This window comes from Sulfurisphaera sp., assembly GCF_059755235.1.
In genome coordinates, this window is the sequence record NZ_DBPRYF010000052.1 from 1 (window position 1) to 26,434 (window position 26,434).

The following is a 26,434-nucleotide window of genomic DNA, read 5'->3' on the forward strand; positions in this document are numbered from 1 at the left end:
TGTGCCATTTTTCTCCTATCGAGTGAACAAAAAGTCAATAGCATTAGTCCACCACGTTCATCAAGATGTAGTAAAATATGAGTTAAGTCCTTTTACAGCATTCATAGTTAGACATTTAGAAAAATACATCAAAAACTACCCATATATAATCTCGGTATCTAAAACTACCAAAAACGAGTTGGTTAGACGCTTCAAGATAGATGAATCAAAAATCAACGTTATTTATAACGGAATTGACCATGAGATATATAAACCTGGGGAAAAGGCCTCTATTCCTACAATTTTGTGGATCGGTAGGCTTAAGAGTTATAAGAATCCTCTGGACGCTGTAAAAATCTTCAAAAAACTGAAAACAAAAGCAATGATGTTTATTGTAGGCGGAGGAGAAATGGAGGAAGAAGTCAAAAGAGCTATCAGTGGTGATAAAAATATCATCTATTTAGGTAAAGTAGATGAAAGCCAGAAGATAAAACTCTATCAATCTTCATGGGTAGTCCTTTCTACTTCGTTTATCGAAGGATGGGGAATGACAATTGTTGAGGCAAATGCATGTGGAACTCCAGTTGTAGCATATTCAACTGGTTCTATTCCAGAGATAGTTGAGGATGGCGTTAACGGCTATTTAGTTAATTACAAAGACATTGACAAAGCAGCAGAAAGGATTGACTACTTACTTGGGAGTGAAAGTGTAATTAAATACCTTTCTAAAAAGAGTTATGAGTCGTCACTAAAATACGATTGGAATATAACTGCTGATGAGTATTATAAATATGTATGGAAGATAGCGAACGAGCGATAAAGGCTAAGAAGCTTTTAGAGGAATACAGAAAGAACAAGGACAAGAAAAAGTTAGATGAGGCTATTGCTATATTAGAAGGAAGAGAAGACGTACAGTGCCTAAATCAGCTTGGTTTAATTTATCTAGAGAAAGGTGAAGATAAGAAAGCTAAGGAGAGCTTTGAAAAAGCATTGAAAAAAGCTAAAAGTCAAGAGGATAAAAACATAATTAAGTTTAACCTAGCTTTAGCTTTATTCAAATTAAAAGATCATTCAAGGGCATATGAGATCTTAAGGGAATTGGAAAACACCTCTTTAAGGACGCATGCTCAAAGACTTCTAGCAAAAGTTTGTTTAGCTTTAGGTGATTTAAGACATGTCGAAGAAGCTAGAGCTATTTTAGAAAGTTTTGATGAGCCGACAGAAGATCTCTTAGCTGTTTATATCTTTTTAGGAAGAAATGGGAAAAAGGAGTATTTAGATAAAGCTGTTAAGTATGCAGAAATGCTAGGAAATAAGAGGCTTCTGGCTGAGGCTTTAATCTCTTATGACGACAAAGAAAAGATAGAGAAGGGTTTAGAAATCTTTAGAGAATTGAAAGACGTAAAGGGAGAAGCTAGAGCTCTGTATAGACTATCTTTCTACAGATCAGATCTACTTTATGAGGCTCTGCAGAAACTTGAGGAGTCTAAGGAAGGAAATGCACAAGATAGGATAAAACTTCTAAACGAATTATACAAAAGGACAAAAATAGTGGATTTCTTAAAACAAGCAATTACACTGGCCGAGAGAGAAAAAGAATATCTTTTCTTAGCCAGAGCTTATGTAGAACTTGCTGAGAAGGAAAATGAAGTAGAGAATTTGAAAAAAGCTGTAAAGTATTATGAGGAGTTTATAAAAACTAAATTCTCTTAACCTAGTTTATTCTTATTGTCACCTTATTTATCATTAGCAAAAAATTATGATATTAGCAATATTTGGATTTTTATACTAAATATATTGCGTGTCACATGCCTGGACTCCCCTAAAGGAAAAAATTTATATATGTTTAAAAATAAATATAATATAAGGAAGGGGAAATGAGGGATATTGAGGTGATAAGAATTGCGCTTTACCAATGCTGTAGTAGTGTCTTGGACACTATGGGGAATTGCTTACTATCTATACTCACCCTATCTAACAGTTTTTCTCAAGGGTGTTGTTAAAGAAGATTATATAGGAATTTTATATATATTATCTTCAATTGTTGGATTGGCTTATGTACTTTTACCAAAAATTACAACTAGGGTTAAGGAAATTACAGTAGCTTCATTAATCGCCTCCGGATTAGGTTTAATCTTGCTATCATTCTCGAACAACGTAGTAATCGCGTCATTATCAATATTACTATATAGCATGTACTGGGTATCAGTACCGGTGTTTTACTTATTGATGCGAGATAACGTAGCTAAAGTTTGGGCAATATCAATGATTCCAGCACTTATTATACCATTCATAGGAGGTAAGATAATTGCTGTACTAGGGCTAAAGGGAATATTTATGACTTCTGGAGTGATCATGGCACTAACAGCATTGCCACTAATCAACGTTGAGATCCGAGGTAGGGAAGAGAGTGTTGAAGAAAGGAAAGAAAATAAAATAAATCTTTCTCCCTTAATATTTACAATTCTTCCTCTTTCAATAGCTCTTCCCTACCTCTATGTGAACACACCTTTGAGCTTAATACCAATAGTCTATGCTTTGGGAGAGGGCATAGGGATAGGAATAGCTTGGTATTTAAGCAAAGCTAAAAGAGGCTTAGCAATAGCATTAACAACATTTTCATTAATTTCCCTAAATAACATTATACCCTTTGGAGCAATGTTCTATGGGATATCTGAAGCGCTAACAGCTTTAGGAATTGACGGAATTAAGATCAAAAGCTTGAAAGACTCAGTTAAAGTTACTTTAACTGAGATATCGATGTGGTTAGTAGGCTATGCAGTAGCTACTGCTTTGTTTGCAATTGCACCATTCTTACCTACAATTTATGCATCACTCTTAGCAATACTCTTTGCATTAGTAACACTATTTACACTACCTAAGTTCATAAGAGTAAGGATAGTAAAGAAGGTAAAGTCACTCAACAAAATACCTTTCTGGCTAGAGATGCTTGATGAAGGAATATTCCCATACTTCAAATTTGCATAGTTGTTAACCGAGAGGACTTTTATTTAAGGTAAAAGTTTTTTTCTTTATATTTCTTGTTATGACGACTTAGCGCTCCAATAAGCTTTATCAAACGAGGAATTTACCAGGTCTATTAACTCTCTTAGTTCGTCGATCTTCTCAAACTGTATTATTGCGGTAAACACGTTCGTACCACCATTTTTAGACTTAAAGAATATCTTAATCTTCTTGTCTCTTATTTTATCTTTCATGATTTCATTAACTCTGTCTAGTACTTTCTCTGCTGATACATCTGCATTAACTGTTATATCTAACGGATAAATGATAGAATTTTCTGCGTCTAATTTTTGGAATACAGTATTACCTAGAAATGCACTATTAGGTATTTTTATGATATTCCCGGTTATGCTTTTTACCTCAGTAAAAAGGACACTTACTTTAGTTACTTCGCCTATAATTGGATTCCCCCCAAATCCATGAGATTAACAATACTTGATCTCCAGGCTTTACAGTTTTACTTGATGTAACTAGGACTCCAGAAAGTAAGTTCTGTACTACAGTCTGCACAGCCAAACCTATAACAACACCACCTACAGCACCACCTACTAAGACTCCGGTGAGATTAACGTGGAGAACAGCAAGAATTGCTAAAATAAGTACTGTGTAAAAAACAATATCAAAAACGAATTTTACAGTCCCTGCTACGCCTTTTTCTAATCTATTGTAAAGGGAAAATGAAAGAATTTGCTGTAAGAACCTTATGACGAAATATCCACCTACTGCTATTATAATGACATGAGTTGCGGTGTCGATCCCTTCTTCATAGATTACTATCTGTGGAACAATATCAACAAGGAGCTTTAGTATATATGTTACTACAAAGTCTACTGCTGCTAATATTGTTATTACAGTTAGTATTTTGAAGAGTTCTTGTCTGTAGCTCATGACATAATAAAAAGTCATATAGACTTAAAAGTTCTTCTTGTTATTTTTAGATTCTTATAAAGACGATAAAAGAAGACTATTAAGGCAATTTGACCAAAATCCAAAGTCAATGTCGCAACTCCATCATATTTGATCAAAAAGAAAAGGGGTAATATAGCCATAAATGGCTTCCAAATAACGGCAATTAAATAAAAATTTATGTAATTAATTATAGAAAATGAAAGAGCTGACGCGTCTATGATGGTATTAACAAAGAGGTTTTTAGTTCCCCAAAATAGTATTGTTACTATTATAAACGTTATCAGTAGGATAAATCCAGCAAATGACATGCCAACTGGTATCTGCAAATCATAACCAGGGAAAAGTGTTGGTTCATCAATAGGAGCTAGTGGTGCTAATGCTAATGCAATAACTATTAGAACGATGGAAAGACCTAATACGTAAGAGTAATACGTTGTCAGTTTTTCAGCCATTAAGCTTTACACTAACTTAACTCTAATAAAACTTTTCTAACTATCTCTAACAACTGTAGAAACTCATTAAAAGCAGTTATAACATCTTCTTTTTTCTTTCCAAATATTGCAAAAGTTTCATTACCTATGCAATAGTGGGGAAAAAGAAGGCCGTAGTTCCCGCAAAAGCGAGAAAATTTTACGGTCTCATTTCCTATTTTAACGTCTTTTAACTTAGTGTCTACGTGAATCTCTACAGATTTTTTAAAGTAGATAATTTCGTGTGAGGTTTCTCCTTTTAACATATGCAATAGACGAAGATAGTTTAGTTTTTGGTCTTTTAAATGAAGAGGAATTTCTAAGTCTTTAAAAAGAGCTTTTCCTTCTTTAATATCAATATTAATGCTAGTACATTTCTCTGGAATTATCTCTACCACAGAATTGTTTATAAGTGAGATAGTTTTGTTATCTAGAAACTTAATACCAACTATGCCTTCTTTACTCTTACAAACCTCCATCGAATTAACTTATTGAGAATGGTTTTAAACTCGATGCATTTAAATTCGTAGTTCTCTTTTCAGCGCTCAAGAATGAACTTTTCTACGTATACCCCATTATTTATCCCATAATATAGTAACAGCATTTTTGGTTTATTTTAATGAGCTCTACCCGTACGCAGTATTCCTTAGACTGAATTAGCTTTGAGCTAATATGAAAGCTAGAAATTCTTTTTATTGGATATATTTAGCTAGTAACGGCAAGTTTGACACTATTGAAATTTAAATTAGGATCTTATTTAGGAAGTAAAATTCTGCCCAAAACTTGAAAAACTAAAAAATTTTTATGGCTAGACTTTTGTTCTAAGGAATTCTAATAATTATATGGACAGGGTAAAAGGGTGAGAATATCGTACGTAAATATCGATTTGAGTTGTATTCTCCGTCTAGGGGTATTCAAGGTAATAGTTTGTTTTTAATGCTTTTAGGATTTTTAGTTCAGAAGCTACCCAGATTACTGAGTTTCGAATAAGATTGTAGACTTTACAATAAAGAAATATTATCCTTACACTATATATATTGTGCTCCCTAACTTAACACTTACAATATTTACATTACCTCGCTTTATAAAAGGATAAATTTAAATGGTGACCGATCTTTAATATTCTATGCTTTTAACGTTTCTAGCTTGGTTGTTTTTTGCCGCAATAATTGCAGGATTACTAGGATCACTTACTGGTTTAGGTGGAGGAGTAGTTTTAACCCCTATATTAGTTTTATTTTTAGGAGTTCCGATAGATTATGCGGTTGGCGCAAGCTTAATATCGACAATAGCCACTTCAGCCTCTTCTGGCTCAAGGTATTTAAAAAGTGGACTGGCCCATATGAGACTTGCAATTGCATTAGAAATTGCGACAACAAGTGGGGCAATAACTGGTTCGTTTCTTGAATATGTCGTAGAAAAAGAACATTTATTCTCTCTCCTTGATATCATATTTGGTGTTGTTCTAATCTTTTCAGTTATTCCAAATTTCATAAGAATGGGCGCAGAAATCCCTAACTACATTGAGCCAGATGGTTTATCAGCAAAGCTAAAGTTACACGGAAAGTATTATGATGAAGCATTAAAAAAGGAAGTTCATTATCATGGTGTAAGATATCCCTTTGGACTTTTAGGAATGTATGTTGCTGGATTGGTTTCTGGGCTTTTAGGTATTGGGTCTGGGGCACTAAAAGTATTGGCAATGGATTTGGGAATGAATTTACCATTTAAAATTAGTACTGCTACTAGTAGCTTCATGATTGGAGTGACTGCAGCAACAAGCTCCGGCGTTTATTGGTCACTAGGAATAATTGACCCTATAATTGTTGGTGTCACAATACCCGGAGTTTTTATTGGATCTAATTTAGGCTCAAGGTTCTTGAATAAGTTAATGAGCAGGAGGCTAAGACAAATATTTACTTTAGTTCTTGTTGTGCTAGGAATCCAACTAATTCTTAAGGGGTTGGGAATTTTTGGATGAGAAAAAAATAATTACTGCAACTCTAAGATACGGAGTACTTGTTGCCTCTATACTAGTGGTATCTGGTTTGATTCTTTTTATAGTAATAAATCCAAATGCAAATATCTACAAGTTTAATACAAGTAACATAAGTCTGACAGACTTTAAGAACCCGCTAACCATTACGCTTTACGGAGTTATTGCTCTTATCTCAATTCCTCCTATCATAGTGTTAGAACAAATAATGATATATGCTTCTGAGAAAGACAAAATATACGTAGGGATTAGCGTTTTAGTTTTGGCTCTCATGCTGTTTGCTATCTTAGTTATGCCGAAACTGCTCCACGTTTAATTCTACTATCTTATAAGAAGAGAATAAAAAGGAGTAACATAAATTATATTTGTGATTGTTTCACAACTCATAACGAAAAAACCTGTTACAGCAAACGAAAAAGTTTCAATTAAAGAAGCAGCCAAAATAATGAAAAGGGAAGAGGTTGGTTCTTTAGTTATAGTAGATAATTCAAATAAAGTTTCTGGAATAGTTACTGAAAGGGATATTATATATGCTGTAGCAGATGATATACCTTTGGAAAAACCAGTATCTGAAATTATGAGCCAAAACCCAGTTACAATTGAGGAAAATAGTGATATAAGTGAAGCCATTGCATTGATGACGTCAAGGGAGATAAGACATTTAGTTGTGGTAGATCATGAAGGTAAAGTAAAAGGAGTTATAAGCATAAGGGATGTAGCAAAAGCCGTCGGTGCTATAGCTTTAGACCTTGCATTTTGGTAATTTTTATTAAATTAAAAGAACTCTTATTTAACATCAAAAGTCAAATAGGAAAAGTTTTTAACTTAGAAAAACTATAATAGATTAATGACAAACTTGAAAGGAACCAAAACTGCAGATAACTTAAAGAACAGATTTATAGGAGAATCTATGGCAAATAGGAGGTACCAATCTAATTGTATAATCTAAACTCAGAAGGCAAGTCTTTTTTGACTCATCTAAACTCCTTTCTGAATTCATAAGACAAGCATCAATTTACCATGGCTGTGAGCTCTGTTCAATTACTGTTTTGCATTTCCTAAACTCTTTAAATTTACTGATGGAAAAAGGCCGAAAAAATTAACACTTAACGACCTTGAAGAAATTGCTGGTGAATGTTTCCATTGCAAAATGTGTTACAACAACTGTCCTTATACACTACCCCATAAGTTTGCAATGGACTTCACAGATTTAATGAGCTGGGCTACATTTCGGATCTAAAAACAACTTACTCTGAGGGATTTTCCCTCTTTGAAACGTTAGATGTAACAAATTTAGTGAGACCTCTAGTCTCTAGACTCTATGCCTATTTAACTTGGAAGAAGAAGGAAGCACAAATATTGAGATTATTGTGATACACGAAAATTATAAAGCTAATATGAAAGTCCCCCAAGGAGTTAGCTGAGGATTTGATAAAGGAAGCTTATGAAGAGTGTTAAAGACCGTCAACTGTAGATATAGAACCGTCTAAGTGAAGATATATCCTTTTTATTTTATCTTCATCCAAGAGAAGAACTCCTGCAGATGCTCCATGGTATCTACTTGAAAACACAGTGATTACTTTTTTATTTATGTCAATTCTAAAGCCATCAACCGCTTCATGAGCCCTTATTATCCCACGATAACCGGTAGCTGAAAGAAATTCATTTACTACTTTTTCTCCAAAATAGTAAGTTCCTTCACCCCTAATATTAGGCAGAAAATCAAACTCGCCTAGTCCTTCTCTAGGGTCATTCCAAAGGAGCTGAAAAGCTATTGGATTGTCTGGATTAACATCTGGATAAGGTAAGGTCTTCACTTCATCGACAGAATGAATTCCCAATTTCAAGCTTCCGTTATCATCCTTACCGGGCAAGCCTCCGTGAACACAGAAGTAATTATTGATAACTGCTGAATAAGGGATATAAGAGAAGAAATCCTTAAATCTTTCATAGACCTTTTCGTCACCAAATACTAAAGCTACTTCATCATAAAAACCATAATACATGTTAGTTATTGGACTTTCATGATTTCCCCTTAAAACAACAATTTTGTCCTTATATTTTAAAAACATTTTTAAAATTGTCATCAAATTAAGAACGCCTAACTGAGGTTGTCTATCAACATAATCCCCTAAAAATACTAGAAGGTCAACGTTATCAAAGATCTCATTAAATACGTACTGAGTAACATCTATTGCGCCGTGAGTATCACCAACAAATGCAACTTTTTTAACATTATATACTCCGGCAAACGGTCCTTGGGATTTAAATATTTCCTTAGCAGAATCCATTAATTCAAAAATTTCGTTATAATTAACTTGTTCCATGGATAAAATAATAGTATTGTTGATTTAAAATTGTTTTTGGCTAAAGAATAACTTTAAACTAATCACACCTAATTTCTCTTTCAAGTTAATATATATCACGTTGACAGCGTTTTTGAAGAAAAGCTTAGTGCCTATGGAAAAAATTAGTTATTCAACACGACAAAACAGATAAAAAAGAATAAAAACGAATAAAGAGAAATTACTTTATGTCAAAAATTTCTGAAATAGAACCTATAGTTCTTGCGCATACGGAAAAAGGGAGCGCTACTTGGGCATCAGTAATGATATTAGTTAAAGTAACTACAAGCGATGGACAGGTAGGCTATGGAGAAGCAGTACCCACATTGAGAGTTATTAATGTATATAATACAATAAAGCAAGTAGCTAAAGGTTACTTAGGGAGAGAGGCGGGAAAACCAGAAGAAAATTATCAAGAGTGGTATAAGCAAGACTTTTATTTGGCAAGATCCTTTGAATCGGCAACAGCAACAAGTGCAATAGACCAAGCTTTATGGGACATTGTAGGTAAAGAACTAGGTGCACCGATCCATCAACTTCTTGGTGGAAAAGTTAGAGACGAAGTTCCCGTTTATGCAAATGGCTGGTACCAAGACTGTGTAACACCAGAAGACTTCGCTGAGAAAGCAAAAGAGGTAGTAAGGAAAGGTTATAAAGCGTTGAAGTTTGACCCCTTTGGTCCTTACTATAATTGGATTGATGAAAAAGGGCTAAAAGAGGCTGAGGAAAGAGTTAAGGCTGTGAGAATTGCTGTTGGAGATGAAGTTGACATTTTAATTGAACACCATGGTAGATTTAATGCAGATAGTGCAATACTTATTGCAAAGAGGCTTGAGAAGTATAATCCGATGTTTATGGAAGAACCAGTACATCACGAGGATATAGAGGGATTAAAGAAGTATAGAGGAGCAACAACATTGAACATTGCATTAGGAGAAAGATTAGTAAGTCTAAAAGAAACAGCCTTTTACGTTTCTCAAGGACTCGTAAATATATTACAACCGGATTTATGCAATATTGGTGGGATTACAATAGGAAGGAAAGTAATATCGCTGGCAGAAGCATTTGATGTAGAAATTGCTTTTCATAACGCTTTTGGCTCAGTGCAAAATGCTTATTCATTGCAAATGGCATCAATTGCACCAAACCTCTATTTACTTGAGAACTTTTATGATTGGTTCCCTCAGTGGAAAAGAGATGTTGTTTATGACGAGACAAAAGTTGAAAATGGACACGTAAAAGTGCCAAGTAAGCCTGGAATAGGAGTAAGTATAAACGAGAAGCTAATAGAGAGCTTAAAAGTTGAGCCAAAGGAGCTTGACGTAGCAGAAGAACCAGTGTGGGTTGTGAAGGGGACTTGGAAAAAATATTAACTTGAGAAAGAAACATGGACATACCTATAGTACCCTGTTAAATTAGTTGTGCTATTTTGCAATCCTTCTGCCGAAAAGATCTCCTTATAACCGTCTCCGTCAATTAGGAACCATGAAGTTAGGTTCTTTTTTTTTTGTGTCAACGTAATTAGATGTTATTGAAACTAAAACCGCTCCACCGTACTTGTTTATTACTTCAAGAATTCCTCCAAAACCTCCTACAGCTGTCACATTTTCTTCAGTCTTTATAGTATTGTTATAGCTTCCAAAAGTATAATTCGGGTACCTTGAGCTCTATGGCTTACCTATTCAGTTGAAGAAGATTTCTATAGGATTCTTTCTATATAGTTACCACTGAGCCCTGGCTAATTCTATAAAGAAGCAAATATTCAGAGCAGTTAACTGAAAAAGAACGTTAGTACTTAAGGAGGAAAAAGTTTAACAAAACGTAACATAAAATTATGAACCTTGAGTTGTACCTTGAGTGGTAGTTTCCTCTAACTCCTCTCCTGCTACTTCTTCTAATGTCTTATGCTTTGGCTCTGGTATGATAAACCATGTTAAAACTGCACCTATTACGCTAACTATTGCAAGTATTTCTAATATCCCTTTTACACCAATAGAGGCAGCTAACGCTGGGAATAGATACGTAGTTATTGCAGCACCTAATTTTCCACCAGCAGCTGATATTCCATGGCCTGTAGTTCTATATCTAACGGGGTACACTTCAGCTGGTATTACAAATGTAGTAGTGTTTGGACCAAAATCTATAAAGAAATAAGTTAAAGCGTATATTGCAAATGCATCACTTGCAGGTATAATAAACCCTGTTATTTTTCCTTCTGTGTTTGTGATCGCTAATGCAACTACAATTGCATAGAGTGCAGCCATCATAATAAAACCTTGTAACTGTATAATCTTTCTTCCTAGCTTGTCCATTAATGCCACAGCTGTGAAATAACCAAAGAATCCCACTAAGAAGGGTATCGCACCGCTAAACAGTTCCTTCGCTAAATCAGACTGGAACTCTGGTAGTGATAAAGCAGTGGTTATATGGGATGGGAACGGGCTTCCGAATATTGGGGTTAATATTGCTGGTGAAAAAGCCCCAGTGCCATATAATGCCATATCCACAATAAACCATGAGCCAGCAGTACCTAGTAGTAGTACAGCGTATTTAGATAAAAACTCTCCTATGCCAATCCTTTTAGAAACAACCGGTTTCTCTGTATCTATTTTAGTACCTAATATTTGAGCTGCTTTCTGAGCTTCTTGGACGTTACCTTTAGCTAGTAATGAATACCTTGGAGTTTCAGGGACTTTTCTCCTCAAATAAATTACTGTTGCTGCAGGAATTGCGCCTACTCCTGCCATAACTCTCCATGCAATATCCGGTGGTAATACCAATGCTGTAACAATACCTATTACCGCTGCAACAACGGAACCAATTCCTTGGTTAGCAAAAACTAATGCTACTAATTTTCCTCTATCCTTAATATTTGAATATTCACTCATTATTGTTGCTGATATTGGATAGTCCCCACCAATTCCAAGACCCATAAGCATTCTAAAAGCTATTAATGATGGTAGGTTCCAAGCAAATGCTGATAGAAAAGCACCTGTTGTTAACAACATTGCCTCAATACCATAGACACTTTTCCTACCAAATCTATCAGCCAAAAAGCCAAAAGTTAACTGTCCAAGTACTGCTGTCCAAATTGCAGAAGAGGCTAAAAGACCAGTCCAAAAAACTGAACTACTGCCAACTAAATATTCAGTAAATCCTGGCATATTGATTCCAGCATACTTATATGCGTCTATTATCGTAGTAAGAATAGAACCGATTATAAACAAGTCATACGCGTCTGTAAAAAATCCCATTCCAGCTGTGTACCATATCTTTATGTGGTTAAAAGATAGTTTTAAGGAATCAACGTTCTTAAATGGATTTGTAGGATTATTAGCCATTTTATTTTCAGTTTTAGTTATGTCTCTCCCTTTATAATTTTAACGTATAGAGCCTATAGTTGACAATATAAACTATAGTTAACTATATAGTTTATATAGTTATTTAACAACTAGCACTGGGACTTTAGATTTGCTTATCAAACTTGACGACACACTACCTATTATAGTTCTCTTTAACCCAGTAAGCCCTCTACTGCCTGTAACAATTAGATCACAATTTATTTTACTACAGTACTCTATTAAAGCATCAGCAACGTCTGGGCTTTCTAACACCTCAGTAGTTACTTTGTAACCCTCAAGATCTTTGATAACCTCCTTTTGTTTTTCCATAGCTTCTTCTCTTTCTTGGATTATTTTTTGTTCAGGTGACCTAGGGGCTTCCTTAACAACTGTAACTAAGTTTATTTCATCTTCTCTTTTTATTAACTTAAGTGTAAAAAAGAGAGCTCTTTTCGCATTTTCTGATCCGTCATAAGCTACAACTATTTTCATAATATAGAATTGGTTAAACAAGTATTTATTCTTTTACTGGAAAAAATTAAAAAGTGTTTATCTAAACAAAGGCACTTTACTTCTTTTAGGAGGTCTCGGAATTAAAGGAGTCATTAAAGCTGAAATTAGACCAAACACACTAACGATTAGTAGAGCTTGTACTAAACCGCCGTAATCACTCAGTAATCCTACAATAAAGGGACCTAATGCACCTCCTCCATTAATACCCAATCCCCATACTAGTGCATTAGCTAAACCAGCAGAGTTCCGTGGCACTAAGTCGCTTGTTAATGAGAGTGTGACTGAAAAGTTACTGAAAGCAAAAAAAGTAAAAAGTGGTAAAAACCATATATTATGAAGATAAATGGACAGAAGGAAAAATATAACTGCACCTCCAGTCGTGATACCCTGTAAGAGTCTTCTCCCAGCTATATCTGATAAGTACCCTAGTAGGGGTTGACCTACTATAGCAGCTGCTAATATCCCAGTCATTACTTCTCCTAAAAATGTGTTATATGAGAAACCTAAGATATCGAGCAAAATAATAGTTAGAAACTGAGCAACTCCTTGAGTAAAAATGCTCCTAAATAGCGATATTGTAGTGAGAATTCCTACAGCATATGCCGAAGCTTTAGCTGCTGTATTTGCTTTTTCTTGAGTATTATGTTGAAAACTAACCTTAACGGTGAAACTTGGTAAAGCTACAATAATTGAAACTACTCCAATCACAACTAGGTCTAGCATTATATTTTTGCTGAAAATCGTGAATAAAGCTAACGTGATGTAAGGATATAATGCTCTACCTAGGCTTCCCATTGCACCGTTAATTCCTAAAGCACTACCTCCACTACCTTGAAATGTAAGTGCTAATGTGGCAGCAGCTAAAGGATGATAGAATGCAGATGCTATGCCTACTATAACTGTAGATAAAAATACTAGCGGAAGACTATCTATCTTTAAGCTGAAACCAAGAAGGATCAATCCTATCCCCCAGAGAATTATACCTAAACCCATAGATTCCATGGGTTTACCTGTCCTGTCTGCAATATAACTCACAAGAGGAGAAGCTAGAGCACCCAAAACAAAAAATATTGTACCTATTAAACCCACAATAAAATTGGAAAAACCCAAGTACTTCGTCATGAAGCCATAAACAGTAGGAAGAACCCATGTATTTCCATCATTAATAAAGTGAGAAATTGAAGTTAAGGTAAGGACTCTCGTTTTCATAAAGTTAATTGGAAGCCCAACATTTAAAAAGTTAACTTGCTATCACTTTCTCTTTTCTTAATTTTTCGATATTTTTATAGGTGTTATAATTTATTAATCAAGTACCTACAGATCTTCTTTCCTAGAACTACATAAAAATAATTCTGGAAAAGTAGTGGATTTCAATAATAATCTTAAGAGAATAACAATAAAAAGTTGGCATAACCACTAAAGTAAGATAGCTATTCATCTTGTGAGATATAGAATGAAATTAATATAATAAAAAAGATAAAAGGATAAGTATAGAATCTAATATTTAAGGAAAAGTTAACTTTTATTCCTCCTACGATAAGTTTTTTCATTGTATCATTGTAGTTTTGAAATTCAACTTAGGGGAAAAACTATCTTGTCAATCTTCTAGTCAATACAAATATTGTCGTTACAATAATTATTAGAACAAATGATGCTCCCCAGGCTACATCTACCCAATTTGAAAATCCACTAAACGCAAAGTTATAAATTAGAACGGGAACTCCGGATACTGGTGTAGTTAGTGATCTTAAGTACAAGTTAGCAGTAGAAGACGTTACAAATATTATTGGTGCTGTTTCACCAATAATCTTAGCGAAACCTATTAGTAATCCGGTAATTATACCTTTCTTTCCTGCTGAAATTGTGAGTTTCATAACTTGCCATGTAGTAAAACCTAATGAATAACCTACCTCCTCATATAATTTTCTTGGTATTCTTAAAGACTCAGAGATCTGTATAGTGGCGTATGGTAGCATGACTATTGCTAAAGCAATTGCACCGCTAACTCCATTTATTCCTATATTAAACTTGTAATTTGCAATGGAAAATCCAACAACGAAGACTGCGAAAACCACAATACCTACAACGATTGTTGGAAATTCTACAATGAGCTCTAAACTACTCCTAATTAACTTTGCGATCTTAGACTTCTCATAGAATGTTAAGAATATTCCAGTGAATAAAGAGACTGGAGCTGCAAACAATAGTGCTAAAGCGACCATGAATAATGAACCCTCTAATGCAGGACCTATACCGCCTAATCCGTCGCCAGGATATGGTGGAAGGTCGGCTAAAAATCTAGGGCCATAGCTGATTATAACTTTTAGGCCATTTATAGTAACATCGTAAAGTAAGAAGAATACCGGTAGGAAAAATAAAATTACGAACATCGTTACAAGCGAAATTACAATTAGATCTTTTATCCTCATGATCTTTCACCTCAAGACTAGTCTAGATAGAATAACAAAGGAGATTCCAATAACTAAAAGGATTAATGCCAAGGCAAAGATTGCATTATACTCTAAACCAAAAGCTGTGCCAAATTGACTAACTATTAATGAAGATACAGTATAGCCTGGAGCTAGGAGATTAGGAGTAAGGTTAAGTATGTTACCTATTGTAAGGCTTACAGCTATAGTTTCTCCAGTTGCTCTACCAAATGCTAATGCATATGCACCTAAGAATGCCCTCCCTATATAAGAAACTTTTATCCTTATCAACTCCCATTTCCCTAAGCCTAAGGAATATACTGCTTCTTCAATATACTTTGGAACTTGTGCATAAACTTCTCTAAGTAACGAGGCAGCAAAGGGGGTTATCATAATTGCTAGAATTATTGAGGCTAGTAGTATACTAGGTCCGCTTGTATTTTTATATGAGAAGAAGGGTAAGAATCCAAAGTAATTGTTAAGGAAGGTAAACAATGTGCTAGCTAAAAGGGGCCCAAAGGAATAAAGCCCCCAAAATCCATAAACAACAGTAGGGAATGAGGCTAGCAAGTCTGAGAGGTTAATTAGTATGGACTTTAATCTTTGGGGAGCTATATCGTTTATAAATATTGCTAAAGACAAGGATAAGATGGAAGAAAAGAGCAGAGCTAAAGTCGAAGTTATTATTGTACCATAGATTGCAGCTAATCCACCATACTTGTTAATATTCGGATTCCAAAGGTTTGTAGAATAAATAGATAAACCAAGTTTTTCAAAGGCTGGAATTGAATTGTAAACTATCACTTCTAATAATAATAAAAACACACCAATTGAAATCGAAGATGGTAATATTAATAAATAAAAAATCTTTTCTCTTTTCTTCTTTATCTTAAATTGCATTTTAGCCTACCATTTTATATACAGGTTGACCGTTATAAGTGATTTGCTTTAAATTCTGTAAAATCAACTGTTGAATATTTTGTGGCAATGGAAGATAACCTTGTGGTAGTACTTTTTGCCCATCAGTAGCTATGTATTTTAAGAAGAGATATATTGCTTCTGCTTTAGATTGATCAGAATAATTAGTTTTTACAACAAGCCATGAAAATGTAACTATTGGATAGGTATTTTTAGCGTTGACATTCAGGAAAACTCCTAGGTATTCAGATAAGTCTTGGGATAATGATGTTATTTGTGAAACGTTAGCATTATTAACAGCATTTTCAACGGATTGAGTTGTTAGTGATACAAACTCTCCGGTTGATGGGTTCTGAATATCGGCAGTCATTAAATTGTTTACAATTGCATACTGCACCTCAACATATCCTATTGAATATTGATTTTGTTTAACATAGGCAGTAACTCCATCGCTTCCTTTACCTCCTAATCCGTTGCCTAAACTGTCTACTGGCCAGTTAACAGTAAAACCGTAACTAACATTGGAATTTTTCCAAGCCGTAGATGAGATGTAGAGCCAGTAAGTAAAGATATAGGTTGTTCCACTACCATCACTTCTATGTACTGCAATTATTTTTTGGTGTGGGAAATGATAATTTGGATTCAATTGCTGAATCGCGGGGTCGTCCCAATATTGTATTTGCCCCAGGTAGATCTTAGCTAAAACATCTGCAGTTAAATTAAGAGTACCACTGAAGCCTGGTATGTTATATATAATGCCTACTCCCCCAACAACATCCGGTATTATAAGAATACTACCATATTTTTGCACCATCTGCTGATAAAGGCTTGAAGGTGGTGGAACATCAGTAGCACCGATATCATAAACACCTTGGAGGAAGTTATTATTTCCAGCACCACTACCTACTGCACTATATGTTACTTGGATACCCGGATACATACTTGCAAAATCCCGTGTCCAGACTTGCATTGCAGGGTTTACAAACGTTGAACCGCCAGCAACTATGTTTGCCTGAATTGAGGATGAAGTACCAGTAGATGTTGCGGTCATGCTTGTAGTAGTAGTGCTTGATGTTGATGACATAGTAGTTGATGTTGATGATTTACCTCCTCCAGAATTACTAGTCGCCAAAAAAATAAGCAATGACCCCTATTAAAATTACGACAACTATTACCCCTACGACCAGGGTTGTAGAGATTCCCCTTTTTCTTTTCATATGTTAATGACAGAGAAAACATTTATAAAGATAACCGATATAGCTTATAGTGAACTCTATAAGCTATATAATTTATATAGATAAATATAAGCTATATAGAATAAGTAGATAAGCTTTATATAGTGTAATTTAAAACTATACTCTTGGGTATATTAATGAGCTATACGGGTAATGGCATAGAAAACGTCTTTGAGGTTTATGGTATTAAACTTTCTATAAATGGCAGAGAAATTTTGAGAAAAGTGACAGATCTAAAAATCCCAAGAAATTACGTCTTTGGAATTATGGGACCCTCTGGTTCTGGCAAATCAACCTTGTTAAAAGTTATGAATAGGTTGATAGAAATTTATGATGGAGTTGAAGTCGAAGCTAAAATTCTATACATGGGTAAAGACATCTTTGAAATGGATCCTATTAAGTTAAGAAGGGAAGTTGGATATGTGTTCCAACAGCCTAATCCCTTCCCTCATATGAGCATATATGACAATATAGCTTATCCATTAAAAGCACATGGAATAAAGGAAAAAAAAAGAAATAAGAAAGATTGTAGAAGAATCATTAAGGAGAGTTGGTTTATGGGATGAGGTGAAAGATAGATTAAATGCGCCTGCTTCTCAACTATCGGGGGGGCAACAACAGAGATTAACTATAGCAAGAGCCCTAGCTTTGAAGCCAAAGGTTCTCTTGTTGGATGAACCTACGTCAATGATAGACGTAGTTAACGCACAGAAAATAGAAGGCCTTGTAAAAGAATTAAAGAAAGAAATAACAGTTGTAATGGTATCACATAATCCTCAGCAGGCTGCAAGAGTTACGGATTATGTTGCATTTATATATTCTGGTGAATTGATAGAATGGGGACCTACAAAAGAGATATTTGAATCACCTAGAAATGACCTAACTGCAAGGTATGTAGTAGGGAGATTCGGATAATTGGTCTGTATGCTAGGATAAACCTTGCCAGCTCTTAATAACCTTGCCCATTAATTAACAGACATTAAACTATTTTATCATGAAAAAGGAATTAGGAATAATAAAGACTTATGATTTGCAGTAAGTAGTCTCTATGTGTAACTTGAACTATTAGACGTCTATACTTTTTTACCGTTATACTTAGACAATTAAAAAGTTAACTTGCTACTGCTTTCTCTTTTCTTAATTTTTCAATATATTCATCTATTGTTAATATTTGGTTGTTATCGTCAACAACATAAGTACCAGCCATTCCTTTTCTTCCCTTCAACAAATACCATATAGTGGCAATTCCTAAGATTCCGATTAATAAAGAACTTTGAAAAGGATCTGGAGCTTGCAAGGACAATATTACGCCAGTGACATTAATCAGTGTGGCAACTACCGGTATAATTATATCTTGAACCTTAAGTGAATTAATCCTCCAATAAAAGACTGGGACTCCAAAACCATCTACTATCCTTCCAGCTAACCAAAATATACTAGTTATTACGCTAATTTCAGTAAAGGCACTCTCTACAGAACCGGTACCAATTATTGAAATCATTGCAAATAGCGCTGAAAGCAATCCTATAAATAAGGTAGCAATTATAGGTTGGTTAAGCTTGTTTGTCTTTTCGAAAGTCTTAGGAACAACTTTTTCTCTAGCTAGATTGAAAAGAACTCTTGCACTCCCTACAGTAGTACCTATGTTTGAAGCAAGTAAACTATTAACCGACATTATTAAACCAATCATTACTGTTGGGAGACCAAAGCCAAACAGCTCTTGAATTAATGGCTGATTTGAGTTAGCGAGATCAGAAAGAGAACCGTTCCATAATGCCACTAACCCATATGTGCCTGCTAATATTGCTGAGCCACCTATTATTAGTGAAAGCCATATACCTAAAGTTATGGTCTTTCTAGGTACTTTAGATTCCTCACCCAAATAAGTTGAGGCACCGGCTCCTGAAATACTTACTATTGATAAAATCATAGCAATACCTATTGCATCAGTCGAAACGCCAGATGGTGAGAAGTAGGAAAGATTAAAACCGCGGGTCACTACGGCATATATAAACATTGCATAAAGCATTATTACCTCAAGAGTTGCACTTATACTAACAATTTGACCTAGCAAGTTCTTTACACGTGTAGTGAATGAAATGAGTGTAGGATAAATGAGGCCTAAGACAATTAGTAAGTAAAGATAAAGATTAGGGACTGAGATGTCCAACATAGAGAAAAAGCTTTCAACAAGCAAGTAAAGAGCAAAAGAATTTACGGCATTTAATGCTGAATAAGCTACAACCTCAGTAATAGCTTCATAATACGCTACACTCTTTTTTCTCCATGCTGAAGCTCCATATATGTAGTATCCTCCGGCAGAAGCAATTTTTGATGAATACCTTGTAAGTGTATAAATCCATAATGCACTTCCTATCAAAGCTAAGATAGTAGCAAAGACTACTGCCTTTCCCGCATAAGCAATAGCTGCTGTTGTTGTTGACACAACACTACCCAAAGGTGCAGTAACTGCCATAGCTTGTCCATAAGCTTCCCTAATGCTCAAAGAACCTTTTGAGAGTCCCATAAGCTTTCCCTTTAAGCTTTTCTGTCCTAAAAGTTTTTAAATCTTTCCTAATTCCCCTCCCTTTGTTTCATCAAAGCTTATAAGACAAACCGTCTAAATAATGTAAAAGTAGCTTATAGGGAAATAAAAAAGTTTTCAGACTGTAAGAGGCTAAAGGTTTACATATCAAAATAAAAATATTTAAACCATCTAACTACTTAGGACTTCTTAAGAGTCTCTAAACATTTTGAGATGGAATTTTTCACTTCTTCGAACCTTATTCTTACTTCTGGAGGAAATGGTTTTTTAGGTTTAATCGAATTCAGAAGTTCTAAAGAAGAACTTAAAAGTGATTGAGCTTCGTTCTCATTAGAATAAATTTTTTTATAAGCCTCTTTTATTTTCTTTACCGCATCATTCCACAATTTTAGATCTTCTTCTGTTATTTCACCATCCTTTAATAGAAATGTTGTCATATCGTCATTTACAAGTGGTATATCGTTATCTATAACTTTCCACAATATTGAAACAACTTCTTCTTTCATCATTTTAATTAGACTAACTAAACTTTATTAGAGTTATCTTTGATGATTTATTCATGATAGATGAAATTTTAGCCTACACAGCCACGTTACTCGCAGGATTAACAATAGTGTTAGGAGGAATAGTTGAAGGGTACGGATATGGATTGTCCTTAGGAACTAATTGGCCTTATACTAATAATATCATGGAGTTAGCTGGTAAAGGTGATCCAGAGGCGATACATAGAATATCAGCTACGCTAGTTGGTATTTTCGCCCTTACGCTATTGATAATAGACTTTAACATAATAACCCTTGTTGGTTTCATAGCAGTTATTTTTACCGCCCTTTTAGGTATGGCAACCCTTTATGTTTTAGCAGGAAAATTGCCATCAATATTTCAAGGATTTCATGACATAGCAGCATATACTACTTTCATAACTTACCTGATATTAGCTACTAATTTTATTTCACCAGATAAATACTTAGGATTCCTAGCAGATGCAATAATTCCGCCTCATTTTCTATACTTCGTAATATTCATGGGTGGAGTTGTTACTGGTACTAGAAGAATGAGACTAAGCATCGGAGATGTTAGAAAGCCTAAAAATAGATTACAATGGGCTTGGGTCATACATGGAATTTTAGCTGCTATATTCTTCATTGCTTTAATCATATTAAGATATTGGATTCCATTAGTACTATCAATTATAGAAATTGCTGTAGGTCTATTTGTATATTACCAAATAAATAAAAATCCAACAAAACCTGGGATTTCTATTGGATTGCACCAACTTTTCTCTCTGGCTGTAGTAATATCACTAATATTTTTCAGTTGAGGTGCATGCAATCACAGCTCATTTGTGTGAAATTCATCATCCAAATTTTTTATCTCTAAACCCATTTTTGAATCTGGTGTTAATCCATAATACCTAAATAGCAACTCCGCTATTGCTTCATATAATAGCTCATTTACTGTTGTCCTATTAGCGCTTAAAGAGGAAGAGGTAAACCTCCAAGGCCTACCTTGTAAAACTTTTGCAATAAGTATAACCTCTTGTTCTGGTGAGAGGGACCAGTCTCTTCTAGTGTCCCAGAAGTATTTTAGAGTTAGCATATGAATTCCATCTGCTGAAGACTCATAAGGACTTACTCCTTGAATGTAAGCAAGAGCCTTATCAACGTGGATTTTATTTACATGAACGTCCTTATGAACCTTAATACCGTTAAGAATTATACTAGAGACCTCTGGATCCATACTAAAGTAAATGTCATGGATTGTGTTAAGTATTTTCTCCTTAAGGATATAGGAAGCAATATCAACAGCTTTCTTTGCTAATTCACTTATGGGTTTCATTACCACTACTGGATAATCACCTAGTTTCTCATTCTTTCTAGGAGATACGTGTACTGGTATGAATCCATTCTTTATCCAGAAATTCAACACTCTTATATCACCCATAAACGCTGAACCTACCCAGTCTACTTGATCCATTGCTTCATTGACTACCATTTTTAGCATAGTGCTCCCTAAACCCATGTCTTGCATTTCCTGCATTACGGCAATCCTTACAATTCTCCATCCTCTCATCTTACCAAATTCTCTCAATCTTGAATGTTTAATGAGTCTATCTGGAATTAAGTCACCGTCAAAAGTACCGCCTTTCAAAGCTAGATCAATCATATTATCTGGTAAACCTCCTTCTTCTGCAATTTGAACAACACCAACATACTTATCATCTAGAGTGCTTAACGTCATTATTTTATGATGTACCCCGTCAGCCATTATCATTAGGTCATTAGGGTTATTCCTATAATGGGCTGTAACTAAAATGCCGTAAATCTGCCTTAGCTTTTTGTCATCTGAAAACAGTTCTTCTTGTGATGCGGTCTCGAAGACTAAATGAGAAATGTCTTTTGGTGGTTCCTCTGGTTCAGCGTCCAAAAGTAACGTATCATATAACCACTTTTCTATTGGATCCCCCTCAACATATCTAAGGGGCTTTATCATTTCCTGCCAAGTTACTGCGAACTTTCTTGCCTGCAATATCCTTCTTAAATATCTCAAAAAGGCTTTTCCAGATCCTTCATAACCATGCACAGTAGTAACTAATACAACTTTTTTCCACGTTTTTAGAGCTGAATCAACATAACCAACGCCTATAGCTGCTGCCTCATCAACAACTAGTAAATCGCCTTCATCTTCAAGTGTCGCCTCGGGCACTTCATAATAAACCTTGAAGTTAGACCCTTCTATAGACATTGGGTAACCGTATATTGAATCCTTTGTTTTATAAGGTATTGAGAGAGAATCTAACCCTTTCTTTAAAAACAACATTAATTGAGAAATGCCAGTAGAAGAAGGACTAGTTACAACAATTCTCATCTTTCTTCTTCTATCTCCATACTTATAGATTAACCCAGCAATTCCCAAACCAGTAACAGCACTCTTTCCTCTACCTCTAGCTGAAGTTATCACAAGAACTCTTTTAGCACCTTGTCTCATGGTGTAAAAACTCTCTAGGATTCGATTCTGGTCTTTACTCATACAGAGCTGATGAAGTTCCAAAGGCATTAGAGGTCTCTTTGGAGGTAATGGTGAAGGTTTTTCTCCAAGTTCTCCTTTAAAAGGATTAGCGTAATAATCAGAATTTATTATTCCAAATATTCCTTCATGCTCCTTTAATTTTCTCAGGAATCTTTCCTCATATATGTCCCTTATCTTACCGTTCCTCATTATGGAATTTCTGAAGAGCTTATGCTCCTTTAAGTCATCCGTATAAAGGATCGCTATTCCCCCTCCTCTCACAAGATCAACCAGCCTACCAATGAAGTTTGGTTCAAAGTTATCTACTAGATCAAGAATCACAACGTCAAACGTTGAGCCTAAATATTTTTCAGATGAAGAATAATCAATATCTATTACATCAACTATCTTTCTTATTTCATTTAACCTATCCTTTGAACCAGTAACCCAAGGGTGAAATGTATAAGCAATCTCTGCCTTTGGATTTATCTTCAAGTAAAGTTCTAATACCTCTCTAACATATGAAAGATAATCCTTGTCATGAATGAATATAACGTTTCTATAGTATCTCTGAATGCTATCTTTGATACTATCTTCGAGAAGTTTAAAGAACTCTTCTTTGTTCATGGATTATATATTATATTTCTTCCTTAAAGCTTCTTCCACATCTATGTTGGTTAAGTTAGCAACTGAAAATGCCCAAGCAACGACATCTGCTAACTCCTCTTCTATTGAGTTTCTGTTGTTTGAGAGTAATGCTTCTGCTAACTCACCTACTTCTTCAACTAACCACGTAAATGTTGGATATAATCCTCTTTCTGAATCTTTTTGAAAATACAACTCTTTCATTTTTTGTTGAACGTATTTAATTTCCAATACCCAACTCCCTTCTTAAGAGTTTCAAGTCTTCTTTATTAATTTTTATATTCATTTCCAACTTCTGATTGAATTGATTATCAACGAAGATTATCTTTATTTCGCCTTTCTCTGAGATAGATTGAACAAAGTCCCTATCAACAAAGTATTCAAGATAAAGAGGGTTGGAGGGATCATCATAGATAATGTTTCTGAGCACGACCTCTCCTTTTTCTCTGTCAATCTCAAAGTCAACATTAGCATTAGTATTTCTTGGTAAGTCATTAGTTAAACAAACAACATACTCTCTGCAACAGACCATGCAAGAGTCCTCTTTAAGTTGAGATTTTACATCATCTGGAATTTTCATAATACATCAAAATGATTTATTTGCCTCATTAAAAAACTTATATCGATGAATGTAGCTTATGGTGAAAAAGTAGTTGCGACACAAAACTATATAGCAAGCTATGTTGGAGAAAAAATTTTAGAGCAAGGAGGAAATGCCTTTGATGCTGCAATAGCAATAAGTGCAACATTATCAGTAGTTTTACCACAGACTAGCGGTTTAGGTGGTGATGGTTTTTTACTCGCAAAAACGCCAGAAGGTGTGATAGCATATAATGCTTCTGGATGGTCACCTAAAGGGCTTAACGTAGAAAAGATACCGTCTTTAAGACATCCGTCGACGGTTGTAGTACCAGGGTTAGTTGATTTGTGGAATTACATTTACGAGAACTTCACCTCTATGAATTTGAGCGAATTACTTAAACCAGCTATATCTTTAGCGAGTAATGGTTTTTACGTAAGTAAAACTCTCGGAAGAGCTATAACAAACCTAGAAAACGAACTAGGAGAAAGTTGGAAAAGAGTTTACGGAGGAAAGAAGGCAGGAGATATCTTAAAGTTAAGAGAAATGGGAGGGGTATTGAAAGTAATTTCTAGAGATCCTAGAGAATTTTACGAAGGAAAAATAACTGAAGATATTGTGACCGCCTTAAGAAATCATGGAGTTAACATAGATTTTTCAGATTTTGCCGATTTTAGAGGGGAAAAAGTTGATCCATTAAAAACTACTTATAAAAACTACACACTGTACGAGCTACCTCCAAATACTCAAGGAATATCTACTTTGGAGGCGCTGAAGTTGGTAGAGATGAGTGGTATAAACAAATTACCTTATGATAATGAGGCAAGAATTAATGAACATCTGAGAATTTATGGGATCGTCTACCAAGACAGAAATCAACATGTAGCTGACCCGAGGTTTTATCCCTTAGAGATTGATTTATTGGACAAAGATTATTTACATAAAAGATTAAGTGAGTTCGGAACCAACACTCAGAAAATAAATACTCAAGACACAACATTCTTTGTAGTAAGTGATGGAGAAAACGAAATAGGATTTATACAAAGTCTTTTCTTTAATTTTGGCTCCGGAATTGTAGTAAAAGATATACCGTTTAACAACAGAGGTTTCGGATTTACTGAAGGGAAAAACAGACCAGAGCCGAGAAAGAGGCCTATGCATACCCTTTCAATCTTAATGGCTGAGAATGATAAGGAAGACATAATTATTGGATGTGCAGGTGGTGATTTAAGACCACAGATACATTCCCAAGTTTTTGAATACTATGCAGACTATGGGATGGAAATCGATGAAGCGGTTGATGCTCCAAGATTTATGTTTTTAGGTAGCAAAGTTGTTGCGGAAAAAAGACTAAAAAGTAAATATCAACTACTTGATTACTACTCACCAGAAGTTGGAGTTGTTCAAGCACTAAAAAGAACCAAAAAATACTCTATCGCTGTAGCAGATACGAGAAGCGAAGGGATCGCACTAGCTATTACTTAATTAGCTTCTTGATATCACACCCAGCTTCTTTATACCCCAAAATCACTGCACCGAATTCTGGTTCCCTCTTACCCACATCACCTTTTAACCCGCATTCACTTAAGTAGGAGATAAAGAAGTTCTTATAGATCTGCGATTTAAACATTCCACCTTTTAGATAAACAGTTTCGGTGTTTATCCTATTAGCTAAAAATACTGCTTGACTTGCCAAAGCTTCAGCCCCGGATCTTAAAATTTCTATTGCGTTCTCATCTCCTTCTTTTGCGGCTTCATCTACGGCAATAGCTATAGAAGCTATAAGATCTATTTTGCAACTACTTTCATATGCCCACAATACTAGCTCATCTAGATCCCTTACGTTTATTTTACTTAAAACCTTATCATAAAGTAGGGTTCTCTTTTCTATTCCATCCATCATTTTTAACACTTTTCGTAAAGCTTTTCTTCCAACCCAATACCCTGAACCCTCATCTGACAATAACCAACCTCTCCCACCTAGTCTTATAAACTGGTTCCCATCAAAACCTTCAACTACGCTTCCAGTACCTGAAATAACTACAACTCCGGGATCCCCTAATGTTTCTGCAAATAATGCTATAACCCCGTCATGTTGTATTACTACCTTAGGTGCGATCAGTGAAGCAAAAGGGTAAAAATTCTCCCAATCAAACTTAGAATCTAACCCAGCTACCCCTATTGCAACTACGTTGGGTTCCCCTCGTTTTACGGCTAGGCCTATTGCTTCTTTTATGTTTTCTATTGCTTTAGTCAAACCCACATTATGATAATTACCAGGCCCAGAGAGTCCTTCACCAATAAAATTACCCTCACAATCATAAGCTAAAGCTTTACTTTTAGTTCCTCCTGCATCTACTCCTACTATAATCATAAAAACACCTTAATAATAAATTTGTAATTATCACTAATTAAACATTATGACGAGAATTATCTAAGTTAAATAGAGCTCTATATGGTTATATATTTACACCTAGCAAAAGTTTTTTATATCTA

The 26,434-nt window shown here is 34.9% G+C and carries 29 protein-coding genes and 2 pseudogenes; 12 read left to right on the forward strand and 19 right to left on the reverse strand.

Going from position 1 to position 26,434, the window contains the following annotated elements:
- The 3 genes from AC3OCB_RS10830 to AC3OCB_RS10840 all read left to right on the forward strand — a co-directional run.
- Nucleotides 1-799: glycosyltransferase family 4 protein (locus AC3OCB_RS10830; protein ID WP_498342513.1), on the forward strand; the 799-nt coding region annotated here is incomplete at its 5' end.
- Nucleotides 775-1,692 carry a CDC27 family protein gene (locus AC3OCB_RS10835; RefSeq protein WP_498342514.1) on the forward strand — a complete coding sequence of 306 codons (918 nt, stop codon included), beginning with the start codon at nt 775-777 and terminating at the stop codon, nt 1,690-1,692. The genes AC3OCB_RS10830 and AC3OCB_RS10835, both read left to right, overlap by 25 nt.
- Before the next feature lie 189 nt (nt 1,693-1,881).
- Entirely contained in the window at nt 1,882-2,967 is a 1,086-nt protein-coding gene (locus AC3OCB_RS10840) for a hypothetical protein (RefSeq protein ID WP_498342516.1), read from the forward strand.
- Between the two features lie 56 nt (nt 2,968-3,023).
- Here the strand turns inward: AC3OCB_RS10840 and AC3OCB_RS10845 are convergent, their stop codons facing one another.
- The 5 genes and pseudogenes from AC3OCB_RS10845 to AC3OCB_RS10865 form a co-directional block, all read right to left on the reverse strand.
- On the reverse strand, nt 3,024-3,197 hold the full coding sequence (locus AC3OCB_RS10845; RefSeq protein ID WP_498342518.1) for a hypothetical protein: 174 nt from the start codon (nt 3,195-3,197) through the stop codon (nt 3,024-3,026).
- 153 nt (nt 3,198-3,350) lie between these two features.
- Nucleotides 3,351-3,404, reverse strand: a pseudogene (locus AC3OCB_RS10850) (hypothetical protein); the annotation flags it as partial.
- Complete coding sequence (locus AC3OCB_RS10855) at nt 3,385-3,891, reverse strand: hypothetical protein (protein ID WP_498342520.1); 507 nt, start codon at nt 3,889-3,891, stop codon at nt 3,385-3,387. The gene AC3OCB_RS10855 and the pseudogene AC3OCB_RS10850, both read right to left, overlap by 20 nt.
- Nucleotides 3,892-3,905: 14 nt before the next feature.
- Nucleotides 3,906-4,364 (reverse strand): hypothetical protein, encoded by a 459-nt coding sequence (locus AC3OCB_RS10860; protein ID WP_498342522.1) that lies wholly within the window; start codon nt 4,362-4,364, stop codon nt 3,906-3,908.
- Nucleotides 4,365-4,375: 11 nt separating this feature from the next.
- Entirely contained in the window at nt 4,376-4,861 is a 486-nt protein-coding gene (locus AC3OCB_RS10865; protein WP_498342524.1) for a hypothetical protein, read from the reverse strand.
- A gap of 647 nt (nt 4,862-5,508) precedes the next feature.
- On the opposite strand from AC3OCB_RS10865, the gene AC3OCB_RS10870 reads away from it, so the two are divergent.
- The 4 genes from AC3OCB_RS10870 (at nt 5,509) to AC3OCB_RS10885 (ending at nt 7,618) form a co-directional block, all read left to right on the forward strand.
- Complete coding sequence (locus AC3OCB_RS10870; RefSeq protein WP_498342526.1) at nt 5,509-6,363, forward strand: sulfite exporter TauE/SafE family protein; 855 nt, start codon at nt 5,509-5,511, stop codon at nt 6,361-6,363.
- The gene (locus tag AC3OCB_RS10875; protein WP_498342527.1) at nt 6,356-6,694 is read left to right on the forward strand and encodes a DUF1634 domain-containing protein; all 339 of its coding nucleotides are present in this window, start codon (nt 6,356-6,358) and stop codon (nt 6,692-6,694) included. Before AC3OCB_RS10870 ends, AC3OCB_RS10875 begins: the two co-directional genes overlap by 8 nt.
- Nucleotides 6,695-6,745: 51 nt before the next feature.
- A complete protein-coding gene (locus tag AC3OCB_RS10880; protein ID WP_498342529.1) occupies nt 6,746-7,141 on the forward strand; it encodes a CBS domain-containing protein in 396 nt (131 codons plus the stop codon).
- Nucleotides 7,142-7,411: 270 nt separating this feature from the next.
- Nucleotides 7,412-7,618 carry a hypothetical protein gene (locus AC3OCB_RS10885; RefSeq protein ID WP_498342715.1) on the forward strand — a complete coding sequence of 69 codons (207 nt, stop codon included), beginning with the start codon at nt 7,412-7,414 and terminating at the stop codon, nt 7,616-7,618.
- A 214-nt stretch (nt 7,619-7,832) separates the two neighbouring features.
- On the opposite strand, the gene AC3OCB_RS10890 is transcribed toward AC3OCB_RS10885, so the two are convergent.
- Nucleotides 7,833-8,705, reverse strand: a complete 873-nt coding sequence (locus AC3OCB_RS10890) for a metallophosphoesterase (protein WP_498342531.1) — start codon at nt 8,703-8,705, stop codon at nt 7,833-7,835.
- 206 nt (nt 8,706-8,911) lie between these two features.
- Between AC3OCB_RS10890 and AC3OCB_RS10895 the strand changes: the two genes are divergently transcribed.
- Nucleotides 8,912-10,096 carry an enolase C-terminal domain-like protein gene (locus AC3OCB_RS10895; protein ID WP_498342533.1) on the forward strand — a complete coding sequence of 395 codons (1,185 nt, stop codon included), beginning with the start codon at nt 8,912-8,914 and terminating at the stop codon, nt 10,094-10,096.
- Here AC3OCB_RS10895 and AC3OCB_RS10900 read toward each other — a convergent pair.
- The 7 genes and pseudogenes from AC3OCB_RS10900 to pstS all read right to left on the reverse strand — a co-directional run.
- Nucleotides 10,093-10,381 (reverse strand): annotated as a pseudogene (locus AC3OCB_RS10900) (peptide-N4-asparagine amidase); the annotation flags it as partial. The gene AC3OCB_RS10895 and the pseudogene AC3OCB_RS10900 sit on opposite strands and share 4 nt — an antisense overlap.
- 174 nt (nt 10,382-10,555) lie before the next feature.
- Nucleotides 10,556-12,064 carry an MFS transporter gene (locus AC3OCB_RS10905; protein WP_498342535.1) on the reverse strand — a complete coding sequence of 503 codons (1,509 nt, stop codon included), beginning with the start codon at nt 12,062-12,064 and terminating at the stop codon, nt 10,556-10,558.
- Between the two features lie 99 nt (nt 12,065-12,163).
- Nucleotides 12,164-12,556, reverse strand: a complete 393-nt coding sequence (locus AC3OCB_RS10910; protein WP_498342536.1) for a universal stress protein — start codon at nt 12,554-12,556, stop codon at nt 12,164-12,166.
- Between the two features lie 57 nt (nt 12,557-12,613).
- Complete coding sequence (locus AC3OCB_RS10915; RefSeq protein ID WP_498342538.1) at nt 12,614-13,786, reverse strand: MFS transporter; 1,173 nt, start codon at nt 13,784-13,786, stop codon at nt 12,614-12,616.
- Between the two features lie 380 nt (nt 13,787-14,166).
- Nucleotides 14,167-15,006, reverse strand: coding sequence for a PstA family ABC transporter permease (locus AC3OCB_RS10920; RefSeq protein WP_498342540.1), 840 nt, complete (start codon nt 15,004-15,006; stop codon nt 14,167-14,169).
- A 6-nt stretch (nt 15,007-15,012) separates the two neighbouring features.
- A complete protein-coding gene (pstC, locus tag AC3OCB_RS10925; RefSeq protein ID WP_498342542.1) occupies nt 15,013-15,906 on the reverse strand; it encodes a phosphate ABC transporter permease subunit PstC in 894 nt (297 codons plus the stop codon).
- A 1-nt stretch (nt 15,907) separates the two neighbouring features.
- Nucleotides 15,908-17,056, reverse strand: coding sequence for a phosphate ABC transporter substrate-binding protein PstS (gene pstS, locus AC3OCB_RS10930; RefSeq protein WP_498342544.1), 1,149 nt, complete (start codon nt 17,054-17,056; stop codon nt 15,908-15,910).
- 240 nt (nt 17,057-17,296) lie between these two features.
- Here pstS and AC3OCB_RS10935 point away from each other — a divergent pair, with 240 nt between their 5' ends.
- Both AC3OCB_RS10935 and AC3OCB_RS10940 read left to right on the forward strand, forming a co-directional pair.
- A complete protein-coding gene (locus AC3OCB_RS10935; protein ID WP_498342546.1) occupies nt 17,297-17,725 on the forward strand; it encodes an ATP-binding cassette domain-containing protein in 429 nt (142 codons plus the stop codon).
- A 1-nt stretch (nt 17,726) separates the two neighbouring features.
- Nucleotides 17,727-18,074, forward strand: a complete 348-nt coding sequence (locus AC3OCB_RS10940) for a phosphate ABC transporter ATP-binding protein (RefSeq protein ID WP_498342548.1) — start codon at nt 17,727-17,729, stop codon at nt 18,072-18,074.
- Between the two features lie 196 nt (nt 18,075-18,270).
- Here AC3OCB_RS10940 and AC3OCB_RS10945 read toward each other — a convergent pair whose 3' ends face one another.
- Nucleotides 18,271-19,686 carry an APC family permease gene (locus AC3OCB_RS10945; protein ID WP_498342550.1) on the reverse strand — a complete coding sequence of 472 codons (1,416 nt, stop codon included), beginning with the start codon at nt 19,684-19,686 and terminating at the stop codon, nt 18,271-18,273.
- A gap of 197 nt (nt 19,687-19,883) precedes the next feature.
- On the reverse strand, nt 19,884-20,210 hold the full coding sequence (locus tag AC3OCB_RS10950) for a hypothetical protein (RefSeq protein WP_498342551.1): 327 nt from the start codon (nt 20,208-20,210) through the stop codon (nt 19,884-19,886).
- Between the two features lie 53 nt (nt 20,211-20,263).
- On the opposite strand from AC3OCB_RS10950, the gene AC3OCB_RS10955 reads away from it, so the two are divergent.
- Nucleotides 20,264-21,025 carry a COX15/CtaA family protein gene (locus AC3OCB_RS10955; protein WP_498342553.1) on the forward strand — a complete coding sequence of 254 codons (762 nt, stop codon included), beginning with the start codon at nt 20,264-20,266 and terminating at the stop codon, nt 21,023-21,025.
- Between the two features lie 11 nt (nt 21,026-21,036).
- Here the strand turns inward: AC3OCB_RS10955 and AC3OCB_RS10960 are convergent, their stop codons facing one another.
- Genes AC3OCB_RS10960 through AC3OCB_RS10970 form a run of 3 tightly spaced genes read right to left on the reverse strand, consistent with a single transcriptional unit; the run spans nt 21,037 to nt 23,938 of the window.
- Nucleotides 21,037-23,340, reverse strand: coding sequence for a tRNA(Met) cytidine acetyltransferase TmcA (locus tag AC3OCB_RS10960; RefSeq protein ID WP_498342555.1), 2,304 nt, complete (start codon nt 23,338-23,340; stop codon nt 21,037-21,039).
- Between the two features lie 3 nt (nt 23,341-23,343).
- Complete coding sequence (locus tag AC3OCB_RS10965) at nt 23,344-23,589, reverse strand: MazG nucleotide pyrophosphohydrolase domain-containing protein (protein ID WP_498342556.1); 246 nt, start codon at nt 23,587-23,589, stop codon at nt 23,344-23,346.
- On the reverse strand, nt 23,579-23,938 hold the full coding sequence (locus AC3OCB_RS10970) for a hypothetical protein (RefSeq protein WP_498342558.1): 360 nt from the start codon (nt 23,936-23,938) through the stop codon (nt 23,579-23,581). Before AC3OCB_RS10970 ends, AC3OCB_RS10965 begins: the two co-directional genes overlap by 11 nt.
- A gap of 45 nt (nt 23,939-23,983) precedes the next feature.
- Here AC3OCB_RS10970 and AC3OCB_RS10975 point away from each other — a divergent pair, with 45 nt between their 5' ends.
- Nucleotides 23,984-25,423, forward strand: a complete 1,440-nt coding sequence (locus AC3OCB_RS10975; RefSeq protein ID WP_498342560.1) for a gamma-glutamyltransferase family protein — start codon at nt 23,984-23,986, stop codon at nt 25,421-25,423.
- Here the strand turns inward: AC3OCB_RS10975 and AC3OCB_RS10980 are convergent.
- Nucleotides 25,416-26,312, reverse strand: coding sequence for a BadF/BadG/BcrA/BcrD ATPase family protein (locus AC3OCB_RS10980; protein ID WP_498342562.1), 897 nt, complete (start codon nt 26,310-26,312; stop codon nt 25,416-25,418). The two genes, AC3OCB_RS10975 and AC3OCB_RS10980, sit on opposite strands and share 8 nt — an antisense overlap.
- Nucleotides 26,313-26,434: the final 122 nt, after the last annotated feature.